This window comes from Streptomyces silaceus, from assembly GCF_001419745.1.
Classification (GTDB): domain Bacteria; phylum Actinomycetota; class Actinomycetes; order Streptomycetales; family Streptomycetaceae; genus Streptomyces; species Streptomyces silaceus.
The window spans coordinates 19144-29999 of record NZ_LIRJ01000131.1 but is presented as its reverse complement, the minus strand read 5'-3'; the positions used below and the strand labels follow the sequence as shown (position 1 = coordinate 29999).

Sequence of the window (10856 nt, the reverse complement as noted above, 5' to 3'; positions counted from 1 at the left end):
CCCGGCGCGCGGGGGAAGCGGCCCCGCTGGGCCATGCGGGTGGCGACCACCTTCTCCGTCACCGTGCTGGCCGCGGCCGGCATCGGGCACGGGGTCGTCACCAGCCTCGACACCGGGATCAAGCGGGTCGATGCCTTCAAGGACATGAAGAACAGGCCCGCGCAGGGCAACGGCATGAACGTCCTGCTGGTCGGCACCGACGGCCGGGACAAGATCAGCCCCGAGGAGAAGGAGAAGTACCGCCTCGGGGGCGCGCCCTGCCACTGCACGGACACGATCATGATCGTGCACATCTCGCAGGACCGGGACCGCGCGAGCGTCGTGAGCCTGCCCCGGGACAGCTACGCCGAGCTGCCCGCGCACACCGACCAGACCACCGGCAAGAAGCACCACGAACACGCCAACAAGATCAACGCCGCGTACGCGGAGGGCGGCCCGAACCTCACGGTGCGGACCGTCGAGCACATGACGAAGGTCAAGATCGACCACTACCTGGAGGTCGACTTCACCAGCTTCATGAAGACCGTGGACGTGCTCGGCGGGGTGGAGATCTGCACGGCGCGGCCCCTGAAGGACTCCCACACCGGGCTCGACCTGTCGGTCGGCACGCACGAGCTGAACGGCGGCGAGGCGCTCCAGTACGTGCGTTCGCGGTACGTCGACGGGGCCTCCGACCTGGGTCGGATGCAGCGCCAGCAGCGCTTCCTCGCGGCGCTCATCGCGAAGGCGACCAGCAGCGGCGTGCTGTTGAATCCGGTCAAGTTCCGCGACGTGACGCGGACGCTGCTCGGCTCGGTGCGCGCGGACAAGGGCTTCGGGACGGGCGAGATGCTGGACCTCGGGCGGGCGATGCGGGGCTTCTCGCCGTCGTCGTCGGAGTTCACGACCGTGCCGCTGAGCGCGAAGGGCAAGAGCGTGCCCGGCATCGGCTCGATGCTGAAGTGGCACGGGACCAAGTCCAGGAAGCTGTTCAAGGCGCTGCGCGAGGACCGGCCGCTGGCCCCGCACCGGGCCAGGGCCAGGGCCGCGCTCGTCGGCGTCTCGCCCCAGCAGATCCGGGTCCAGGTGGACAACGGCACGGGGGCGCCGGGGCTCGGCAAGCGGGTCGACTCGGCGCTGCGGGCGACGGGCTTCCGGACGACGCGGGTGCCGGGGAACGTGCCGGGCGCGAAGGAGAAGCCGGCCAGGAGGACGGTCGTCGCCTACGACCCGCGCTGGGACCGCTCGGCGAAGGCGCTGGCCACGGCGCTGCCCGGCTGCGAGATGCGGAAGGTCGAGGGCCAGGGGGCGACGCTGAAGGTGATCGCCGGGTCGGACTTCAAGACGGTGCGCGCGGTGCGCGCGGAGGACGCCTACCAGGGCGAATTCGGTGCGGTCACGGGGGACCAGGTGGTGTGCCCCTAGGGAGCCGTGGCGGGGCGGCGGCTTCGGCCCCGCCACCCCGGCCCCCGGGCGTCCTGTGTCCGCGCCGCCTCAGTCGTCGTACCCCTCCGCCGCCCGTGACTCCCGCAGCTCCTTGATGGCGCGGCGGCGGGCCAGGCGGTGGGTGCGGCGGATCTGCGCCTCCTGGTAGCGGCGGCGGTCGCGGTCCGTCTCGGGGAGGACCGGGGGGACCGTGCGGGGCTTGCCGTCGGCGTCGACCGCAGCGAAGACGAGGTAGGCGGAGCCGACCTGCTGCGCGGGCGTCGACTCGTTCCAGCGCTCGGCGAGGACCCGGACGCCGACCTCCATGGAGCTGCGTCCGGTCCAGTTGACCTGGGCCTTCACATGGACGAGGTCGCCCACGCGGACCGGTTCGAGGAAGGCCATCTCGTCCATGGACGCGGTGACGGCGGGACCGCCCGAGTGGCGTCCGGCGACGGCGCCGGCCGCGTCGTCGACCAGTTTCATGATCACGCCACCGTGCACCGTCCCGAGGAGGTTGGTGTCGTTGTGGGTCATGATGTGGCTGAGTGTGGTGCGGGACGCCGAGGTCGGCTTGCCCGGAATCTCCGAATCCGGACTGGGGGCCTGATCTGTCATGCCCTCCAGCCTAAGCCGGACGTATGTCCGATCCCTCCCGGGCCGCTTTGCATCAGCTCTGCAACAGCCCTGGCCCGAAATCCCGACCGCCCTGTAAGCCTCACCGCCCGGCAGGTCACACTGGGCCACATGAGCGATTGGCCAGACGATCAGGCCGGCGGCCGGGGACACGGCCGCGGCAGCGGGAACGCCCAGCCCGAAGGCGCCCGCGTGATGCGGCACATCCAGCGCGGCCAGGCCTCCCGTCCGGCCGGACCGCCTTCCGGTGGGGTGCCGCCCCAGCACGGATACGACGACGGCTACGGCGACGGCCGGTACGGGGACGGCCAGCCGTACGGCGACGCCCGTGACGAGGTCTTCGAGCCCCGCACCCCGCGCCAGGACCCCTACGGCCGGAGTCAGGGCTACGACAGCGGCTACAACACCGGCCAGGTCTACGGCCAGCCCCAGGGCGGCGGCAACGGCAACGGCGGCCCCGGTGGCGGGCCCCAGCGTGCCCCGCGCCCCGCGCCGAACTGGCGCAAGCGGATCAAGTGGGGCGCGATCACGCTGGTCAGCGTGCTCGTCGTGACGTCGGTCGCCACGTACTTCTGGGCCGACTCCAAGCTCAAGCGCGAGGTCGACCTCTCCAAGGTCATCGAGCGCCCCGAGGGCGGCGCCGGCACGAACTACCTGATCGTCGGCTCCGACAGCCGCGAGGGCATGTCCGCCGAGGAGAAGAAGAAGCTCCACACGGGCTCGGCCGAGGGCAAGCGCACGGACTCGATGATGATCCTGCACGTCGCGGACGACGGCGGGAACACGATGATCTCGCTCCCGCGCGACTCGAACGTCACGATCCCCTCCTTCAAGGGCGCCGAGTCCGGCAAGCTCTACCCGAACACCGGCCGCCAGACGAAGCTCAACGCGGCGTACGCGGAGGACGGCCCCGAGCTGCTCGTGCGCACCGTCGAGTACAACACCGGCCTGAAGATCGACCACTACGCCGAGATCGGCTTCGGCGGCTTCGCCAAGATCGTGGACGCGGTCGGCGGCGTCGAGCTGGACATCCCCAAGGGCTTCAAGGACAAGAAGTCCGGCGCCGACTTCGAGGCGGGCAAGCAGACGCTCAACGGCGAGCAGGCCCTCGCCTTCGTCCGTACGCGCTACGCCCTGCCGGGCAGCGACCTGGACCGCACGAAGAACCAGCAGAAGTTCCTCGCGGCCCTCGCCAACCAGGCGGCGACGCCGGGCACGGTCCTCAACCCCTTCAAGCTCTACCCGACGATGGGCGCGGGCCTGGACACCCTGATCGTTGACAAGGACATGGGGATCACCGACGTGGCGTCCATGTTCTGGGCGATGAAGGGCGTCACCGGCGGCGACGGCGCGTCCATGAACATGCCGATCGCGGGTTCCGCGGGCGGCAATCTGCTCTGGGACAAGGCCAAGGTCAAGCAGCTGGTCAAGGAGCTGAACAACGACGAGAAGGTGACGGTCTCGGGCAACTGAGGCGCGCTTCGTCCGTACGGGGAGGGCCCCGCCGATTCCGGTCGGCGGGGCCCTTCCGCGTCCCGACACGCCGGGCGCATACCCCGAACGCTGCGCCCGCCGCGAAGCCGCGGCCGCCCCGTGTCACGGTGGTCCGAACTGCCACCCGCCGACGTCCGGAGCACTGCCATGGCAGACCTGCTGGAGGAACTCAACACCACCGCCGAGGCCGGGGAGCGCGACCAGCCCCCCGCTCCGCCCGATCCGCCGTCCGCCGACGACCCCGAATCCCCACCCGACGCCGCGCCCGCCGCGGCACCGGCGACCCGGGCCCGCTCCCTGCTCGCCGCGCACCCCGTCGCCGACGGCTACAGCGGTCTGCCGTGGACGCTGCGCGAGCTGCACTGGTACGACTTCGAGACCGGCGACAGCGGCCTGGAGAGCGACGTCCCGCGGCTGCGCGAGGGGCAGGTCGGGGCGCAGTTCTGGTCCGTGCACGTGCCCGAGGCCGTGAGCGCCGACCGGGCCGTCGGCGCCACCCTCGAACAGATCGACCTCGTGAAGCACGTCGTCGACGCCCACCCGGAGGGCCTGCGGCTCGCCCGCACCGCCTCCGACGCCACCGACGCGCGCAACTGCGGCCGCGTCGCCACCCTCATCGGCCCGGCCCTCGGCGCCGCGCTCGGCGACTCCCTGGGCACGCTGCGGGCGCTGCACAGCCTGGGCCTGTGCGCGGTCACCCTCTCCGGCACGTCCTGGGCGGGCCCGGACGGGCTGACGGCCTTCGGCGAGGAGGTCGTGCGGGAGATGAACCGGCTCGGGGTCCTCGCGGACCTGTCCGGTGCGTCCGAGGCGACGGTGCGCCGGGTGCTCGCCGTCTCCAAGGCCCCGGTGATCTTCACCCGCTCCGGGGCACGGGCCCTGCGCGACCATCCGGCGAACCTCTCGGACGAGCTGCTCGGCGCGGTGGGCGCCGCCAAGGGCCTGTGTCTGGTGCCGCTCGCCGCCGCGCGGACCGGCCCCTCGGTGCGGGACGTGGCGGACCACCTCGACCGGGTGCGCCAGGTGGCCGGTCCGGAGTGCGTCGGCCTGTCGGGCGCGTACGACACCGCGGAGCCGCATCCGGAGGGCCTCCCCGACGCGTCCTGCTACCCGCGGCTGATCGCCGAACTGCTCGAACGCGACTGGTCCGAGGCCGAGTTGGCGCTGCTCACCTGGGGCAACGTCCAACGCGCCCTGCGCGGCGCGGACTTCACCGCCCGCGCGGCGCGGGAGCGGCGGGCCGCGTCGACGGCGACGAGGGAGCTGCTGGACGGCTGACCGGGACGGGCGGGCCCCCGCACAGGGGGCCGCCCCCGGTCAGGGGATCTTGCAGAGGCAGAAGGGATGCCCGGCAGGATCGGCGTACACGCGGAAGTCGCGCCTGCCCCCGTCGTCGTCCAGGTCGAGGGGGCGCGCCCCGAGGGCGAGCACCTTCTCCTGGGCGGCGTCGACCTCCGCGTCGGTGCGGCCCGCGTCCAGGTCCAGGTGGATCTGCTGGGCGTTGACGTCGGAGCGGGGCCACTCGGGCGGGCGCAGCCCCTCCACCCGCTGGAACGACACCTTCACGCGCCCCTCGGCCACGAGGTCGACCCAGTCGCCGTCGTCCTCGATGGTGCCGCCGATGATCCGGGCGTAGAACTCGGCGAGTTCGCGCGGGCGGGGGCAGTCGAGGACCACGTTGCGCAGGCGGGCGACGGGGGCGGTGAACTCCTGGGCGTCCGTCATGGCACCTCCTCCTCAGCTTCCGCAGAGACAGAACGGGTGCCCCGCCGGATCCGCGTAGACGCGCCAGGTGCGGTCGGGGGTGCCCGCGTCGAGGAGCGTGGCGCCGAGCGCCAGGACCTCCCGCTCCACGGCCTCCAGGTCGTCCACCCTGAAGTCCAGGTGGAGCTGCTGCGAGCCGTCGTCGGAGGGCCACTTCGGGGGTACGTGGCCGGGGGCCAGCTGGAACGCGAGGGTGGTGCCCCCGTGGCCTTCGAGGACCACCCAGTCCTCCTCGCCGTGGACGGGGGTGCCGCCGACGAGCGCGGCGTAGAACCCGGCGAGGGCGAAGGGATCGCGGCAGTCCAGGGCGACGACGTCGAGCTTGGCGAGAGGCATGCTTCCTCCAGGCGATCGGACGATTACCGGCTGAGGGCTTCAAGCGGTAACAGTTACTTCATGCTCCCGCAGAAGGGGTAACGTCGCAACCATGAATGACAGGGCGCCCGCACCGGGTGGGCTCGCGCTGGTCCAGAAGCTGGTGAACACGCTGGACCTGGAGACGGGCGCCGATGCCCTGGACACGGCGGACGGGCTGACCGCGTTCGGCATCGCGCCGGGCGAGGCGGCGGCGGCGCGCGAACTGCGGGAGTCGCTGCGGGTGGCGTGCCTGGCGCACGCGGGGCATCCGGCGCACCGGCCGGTCCCCTGCCTGACGGAACTCCTCGCCTCGGCGCCACTCGTGGTGACCGTGGACGACACCGACGGCTCGGCGGCCCTCGGCCCGGCCGCGCCGGACTCGCTCGTCGCACGGGTGGCGGCGGCGATCGCGGAGGGCGCCGCCGCGGGCACCTGGACGCGCCTCAAGGCGTGCGAGGCGCCGGACTGCCACTGGGCCTACTACGACCGCAGCCCGGCGTGCCGCAGCCGGTGGTGCGACATGGCGGTGTGCGGGGCGCGGGCGAAGATGCGGGCGTACCGGGCCCGGAAGGCGGCCTCGCCCGGAGGCGCCCCGTAAGGGGCGCGGGGAGCCGCGCGACCGGCCGCGGACGGCCCGCGGACCCCGCGCGGCGCCCGTGGCGCAGCGGCTAGGCCGCGGGCCTGCCCATCGCGCGGTACGTCCAGCCGGCCGCCCGCCAGACCGCCGGGTCCAGGGCGTTGCGGCCGTCCAGGACGACCGGCGACTCGGCCACGGCGGCCAGCGCCGCCGCGTCGAGCTCGCGGAACTCGCGCCACTCCGTCAGGTGCAGGACGACGTCCGCGCCCCGGACCGCGTCCAGCGCGCTCTCCGCGTACCCGAGGGTGGGGAAGAGCCGGCGGGCGTTGGCCATGCCCTTGGGGTCGTACACCGTGACCTGGCCGCCCTGGAGGTGGATCTGCCCGGCCACGTTCAGCGCCGGGGAGTCGCGGACGTCGTCCGAGTCGGGCTTGAACGTGGCGCCGAGCACCGCGACCCGCTTGCCCAGGAAGGACCCGCCGCCCAGCGCCTCGCGCGCCATCTCGACCATCTGGCCGCGCCGGCGCATGTTGATCGAGTCGATCTCGCGCAGGAACGTCAGCGCCTGGTCCGCGCCCAGCTCGCCCGCCCGCGCCATGAACGCACGGATGTCCTTGGGCAGGCAGCCGCCGCCGAAGCCGATCCCGGCCCGCAGGAACTTCTTCCCGATCCGGTCGTCGTGCCCGAGCGCCTCCGCCAGCTTCACGACGTCGCCGCCGGCCGCCTCGCACACCTCCGCCATCGCGTTGATGAAGGAGATCTTCGTGGCCAGGAAGGAGTTCGCGGAGGTCTTCACCAGCTCGGCGGTCGGGAAGTCCGTGACGACGAAGGGCGAGCCCTCCTCGATCGGGGTCGCGTACACCTCGCGCAGCAGCTTCTCCGCGCGCTCGCTGCGCACGCCGACCACGATCCGGTCGGGGTGCAGCGTGTCCTGCACGGCGAGGCCCTCGCGCAGGAACTCCGGGTTCCAGGCCAGCTCGGCCTCCTCGCCCGCCGGGGCGAGCTCCAGGAGACGCGCGGCGAGGCGGTCCGCGCTGCCGACCGGCACGGTGGACTTGCCGACGACCAGGCACGGCCCGGTGAGGTGCGGGGCCAGCGACTCGACCGCGCTGTCGACGTAGGACATGTCGCAGGCGTACTCGCCGTGCTTCTGCGGGGTGTTCACGCAGACGAAGTGGACGTCGCCGAACGCGGCGACCTCGGCCGGGTCCATCGTGAAGCGCAGCCGGCCGCTGGAGCCCTCGAACCCGGCGACGTGCTTGCGCAGCAGTTCCTCAAGGCCGGGCTCGTACATCGGGACCTCGCCCCGCTGGAGCATCTCCACCTTCTCGGGGACGACGTCCAGGCCGAGCACCTCGAAGCCCAGCTCGGCCATGGCCGCGGCGTGCGTGGCGCCGAGATAGCCGGTACCGATCACGGTGATCTTGAGGGCCATGCGGTGCTCCAGGGATGGGAGGTCTGTGATGCGCTGCCCGAGCATAGTCGGGCGTGCCGGGGCCGCTCACCGGGCACGATTCCCGCTGTCGCCAAGCTCACGTATCCCTCGTGAGGGAGCGGCCACTAAAATTTGGGTTACTTAACGGTAGTTAGCGTCATGGGAGCGTGAGACACCTTGGCCGGATCGGCTGATTTCGACCTGTACCGCCCGTCCGAGGAGCACGACATGCTCCGGGACGCGATCCGTTCGCTGGCCGAGGCGAAGATCTCGCCGTTCGCCGCCGCGGTGGACGAGGAGGCCCGCTTCCCGCAGGAGGCCCATGACGCGCTGGTCGCCAACGACCTGCACGCCGTGCACGTCCCGGAGAGCTACGGCGGCGCGGGCGCCGACGCCCTCGCGACCGTCATCGTCATCGAGGAAGTGGCCCGCGTCTGCGCCAGCTCCTCGCTGATCCCCGCCGTGAACAAGCTCGGCTCGCTGCCCGTCATCCTCTCCGGCTCCGAGGAGCTGAAGAAGAAGTACATGACCCCGCTGGCCAAGGGCGAGGGCATGTTCTCCTACTGCCTCTCCGAGCCGGACGCCGGTTCGGACGCGGCGGGCATGAAGACCAAGGCCGTGCGCGACGGCGACTTCTGGGTGCTCAACGGCGTGAAGCGCTGGATCACCAACGCCGGCGTCTCCGAGTACTACACGGTGATGGCCGTCACCGACCCGGAGAAGCGCTCCAAGGGCATCAGCGCCTTCGTGGTGGAGAAGGGCGACGAGGGCGTCTCCTTCGGCGCCCCGGAGAAGAAGCTCGGCATCAAGGGCTCCCCGACCCGCGAGGTCTACCTCGACAACGTCCGCATCCCCGCGGACCGCATGATCGGCGAGGAGGGCACGGGGTTCGCGACCGCGATGAAGACCCTGGACCACACCCGCATCACGATCGCGGCGCAGGCCCTCGGCATCGCGCAGGGCGCCCTCGACTACGCCAAGGGGTACGTCAAGGAGCGCAAGCAGTTCGGCAAGCCGATCGCCGACTTCCAGGGCATCCAGTTCATGCTCGCGGACATGGCCATGAAGATCTCGGCCGCCCGCGCGCTGACCTACCAGGCCGCCGCGGCCTCCGAGCGGGGTGACGCCGACCTGACCTACCTGGGCGCGGCGGCGAAGTGCTTCGCCTCCGACGTCGCCATGGAGGCCACGACGGACGCGGTCCAGCTTCTCGGCGGGTACGGGTACACCCGTGACTATCCCGTCGAGCGGATGATGCGGGACGCGAAGATCACGCAGATCTACGAGGGCACGAATCAGGTTCAGCGCATCGTGATGGCGCGGAACCTGCCGTAACTGGGTTTTCACAGGTCAGCGGCCATTTTCGATGGCTCGCGGGCTGTGATCGGCTTCCGGTCCGTTCGGGACCGTTTCGGGCCGATCATGGGCGTCACGCTGGGGAAATCCTGGGCTGACGCTGGGCGGGAGACCGCCTCCCACCTGCACAAACGCAGCGGCCCCCGGCACTCTGCCGGGGGCCGTTCGCATGGGCTCTCTCAGGCGACTTCCGCCTGCCCTTCGGTGGGGTCGTCCGCGCCGGGCATCAGCATCGATGCGATGGCTGCCCGCCCGCGCTGCTCGACCCCCTCGAAGATGTAGTACCGGTCTCGACGCCAGCCCCTTCCGGGCACTGCTCTAACCAACCCGCACAAGAGCCCCGACCCGAAATGGGCCGGGGCTTCTTTGCTTTGAGGCTACGCCCGTTCGACGAAGGCCACCGACGTGCACAGGCGCTTGAACCGCGCATGCTGGGTCCGGCCGGTGTGGCTCATGCACTCGACGTCCACAGCCGCGCCGTCCGCCGAGGGGGAGGCCTCCCAGCCGCAGGTAAGGCACTTGGCCTCAAGGGTCACGTCGGTGTTGGGCTGCTGGGTGATCCGGTGCTTCTCGTAACGCATGACTGTGTGGGCCATCGTGACGTGCTCTCTCCTCAGACTCGGGCGGGTGTCGGTGTGCGGCTACCGCATCGGGCAGACCAGTTCGGGAGCGGCACGGTTCGGGGAGCAGCGCACCAAGGCCAAGGAGAGATACGCGGGCCGTTCGAGGTAGAACCCGTGGGAGACATCTCCGCCCCAGCTCAGGCGTTCGGCCGCAGTGTTGACCAGGAGCGCGAGGAAGGTGCTGTCACGGTCGGACTCGGACATGAACCGAGGGGCGTACTCGGCGAGTTGTTCACCGAGCCACTCGGCGGCTTCCTTGGGCTCTCCCCACGTGCCCCGGACAAGGTCACGGGGTTTGGTGAGCCAGCGGGCCGTTTCCATCGGGGGCAGGTCGCCGGAGCGGAAGTCTGCCGCGGCTTCCCGATAGCGCTGGTTGAGCTTGATCCCGTCCGTGTCGTCGTCGCCGCCGAGCGGCGGGGGCGGCGGATCGGGGTGTGGGGGCCGTCTGTGGCCTTCCTGGTCGAGCCGTTGCTTCGATCCCGTCCACAGATACCCATGGTGGTGGCGCACTGCTGGTCCCCTTCGGGGTGCAAGGGAGTGGAATCCGACCGGTCCCCGCCTGTCGGAGGGGGACGGAGACCGGTCGGATAAGGGGAGACCGTCAGGCCGAGACGGTGAAGCGGGCCGGGTCGATACCGGCGGCGTTCAGTTCCTCGCCGGTGAAGCGCAGAGGCGACATGGCGGGGTTCTTGCTGTCGCCCAGGGCCCACGCGTCCTCACCGATCCTGGTGAGGGTGACGCACCCTTCGGTGCAGGGCCCGCCGCAGGCCTTGTTGAACACGGCGGTCTCGGGGATGGGGAGCGCGTACAGGTCGGTCATCGCGGTGCCTTCCTGAGTGTCCGACAGTCCCAGGGCAGGACTGTCCTCCGCCCGTGCCGGGCGGAAGTGATGGGGGAGGGTGCTGTCTCAGGCCGAGTGCCGGAGCTTGGAAACCACCGTGACGCCCGGCCCTTCCGCCAGGGCATCGCCGTGAAACAGCTCCTGCATGATCGAGAGGGAACCGGCGAGAGCCTCGGTCAGGTGCTCGCTCAACAACGCGGCCTCCGTAGGCAACAGAACCATTTCGGTGTCCGCAACGTGCTTGCCGTCCCGGGCAATCCACATGGGCACACGAATGAATCCGTCGTCGCCCCTGCAGGCCTGACGACTGGGAATCGGATCGAGTCTCCAACCCCGTTGCTGCGGTTCCTCGCTGCTCGCCATGAGTCC

Annotated in this window: 13 protein-coding genes; 5 read left to right on the top strand and 8 right to left on the bottom strand. The window is 71.3% G+C overall.

Annotated elements, in window-relative coordinates; genetic code table 11:
- A partial coding sequence (locus tag AOK22_RS14280) for an LCP family protein (protein WP_055699010.1) occupies positions 1-1404 on the top strand: 1404 nt, incomplete at its 5' end.
- Positions 1405-1473: 69 nt separating this feature from the next.
- Here AOK22_RS14280 and AOK22_RS14275 read toward each other — a convergent pair.
- Entirely contained in the window at positions 1474-2022 is a 549-nt protein-coding gene (locus AOK22_RS14275) for an acyl-CoA thioesterase (RefSeq protein WP_055699005.1), read from the bottom strand.
- A gap of 129 nt (positions 2023-2151) precedes the next feature.
- Here AOK22_RS14275 and AOK22_RS14270 point away from each other — a divergent pair, with 129 nt between their 5' ends.
- Both AOK22_RS14270 and AOK22_RS14265 read left to right on the top strand, forming a co-directional pair.
- Complete coding sequence (locus AOK22_RS14270; protein ID WP_079036558.1) at positions 2152-3513, top strand: LCP family protein; 1362 nt, start codon at positions 2152-2154, stop codon at positions 3511-3513.
- A 168-nt stretch (positions 3514-3681) separates the two neighbouring features.
- Positions 3682-4812 carry a dipeptidase gene (locus AOK22_RS14265; RefSeq protein WP_055699003.1) on the top strand — a complete coding sequence of 377 codons (1131 nt, stop codon included), beginning with the start codon at positions 3682-3684 and terminating at the stop codon, positions 4810-4812.
- A gap of 39 nt (positions 4813-4851) precedes the next feature.
- On the opposite strand, the gene AOK22_RS14260 is transcribed toward AOK22_RS14265, so the two are convergent.
- Both AOK22_RS14260 and AOK22_RS14255 read right to left on the bottom strand, forming a co-directional pair.
- Positions 4852-5259 (bottom strand): VOC family protein, encoded by a 408-nt coding sequence (locus AOK22_RS14260; protein WP_055699002.1) that lies wholly within the window; start codon positions 5257-5259, stop codon positions 4852-4854.
- Positions 5260-5271: 12 nt separating this feature from the next.
- Positions 5272-5634: a VOC family protein gene (locus AOK22_RS14255; RefSeq protein ID WP_055699001.1), complete on the bottom strand. Its 363-nt coding sequence runs from the start codon at positions 5632-5634 to the stop codon at positions 5272-5274.
- Between the two features lie 91 nt (positions 5635-5725).
- Between AOK22_RS14255 and AOK22_RS14250 the strand changes: the two genes are divergently transcribed.
- On the top strand, positions 5726-6253 hold the full coding sequence (locus tag AOK22_RS14250; protein ID WP_055699000.1) for a CGNR zinc finger domain-containing protein: 528 nt from the start codon (positions 5726-5728) through the stop codon (positions 6251-6253).
- Between the two features lie 70 nt (positions 6254-6323).
- On the opposite strand, the gene AOK22_RS14245 is transcribed toward AOK22_RS14250, so the two are convergent.
- On the bottom strand, positions 6324-7667 hold the full coding sequence (locus tag AOK22_RS14245) for a UDP-glucose dehydrogenase family protein (RefSeq protein WP_055698999.1): 1344 nt from the start codon (positions 7665-7667) through the stop codon (positions 6324-6326).
- A gap of 177 nt (positions 7668-7844) precedes the next feature.
- On the opposite strand from AOK22_RS14245, the gene AOK22_RS14240 reads away from it, so the two are divergent.
- The gene (locus AOK22_RS14240) at positions 7845-9002 is read left to right on the top strand and encodes an acyl-CoA dehydrogenase family protein (protein WP_055698998.1); all 1158 of its coding nucleotides are present in this window, start codon (positions 7845-7847) and stop codon (positions 9000-9002) included.
- 398 nt (positions 9003-9400) lie between these two features.
- Here the strand turns inward: AOK22_RS14240 and AOK22_RS14235 are convergent, their stop codons facing one another.
- The 4 genes from AOK22_RS14235 to AOK22_RS14220 form a co-directional block, all read right to left on the bottom strand.
- Entirely contained in the window at positions 9401-9619 is a 219-nt protein-coding gene (locus tag AOK22_RS14235) for a DUF7848 domain-containing protein (protein WP_055698997.1), read from the bottom strand.
- A 45-nt stretch (positions 9620-9664) separates the two neighbouring features.
- On the bottom strand, positions 9665-10156 hold the full coding sequence (locus AOK22_RS14230; RefSeq protein WP_055698996.1) for a hypothetical protein: 492 nt from the start codon (positions 10154-10156) through the stop codon (positions 9665-9667).
- A gap of 91 nt (positions 10157-10247) precedes the next feature.
- On the bottom strand, positions 10248-10466 hold the full coding sequence (locus AOK22_RS14225) for a hypothetical protein (RefSeq protein ID WP_055698995.1): 219 nt from the start codon (positions 10464-10466) through the stop codon (positions 10248-10250).
- Between the two features lie 87 nt (positions 10467-10553).
- The gene (locus AOK22_RS14220) at positions 10554-10850 is read right to left on the bottom strand and encodes a hypothetical protein (RefSeq protein ID WP_157872236.1); all 297 of its coding nucleotides are present in this window, start codon (positions 10848-10850) and stop codon (positions 10554-10556) included.
- Between the last annotated feature and the right edge of the window lie 6 nt (positions 10851-10856).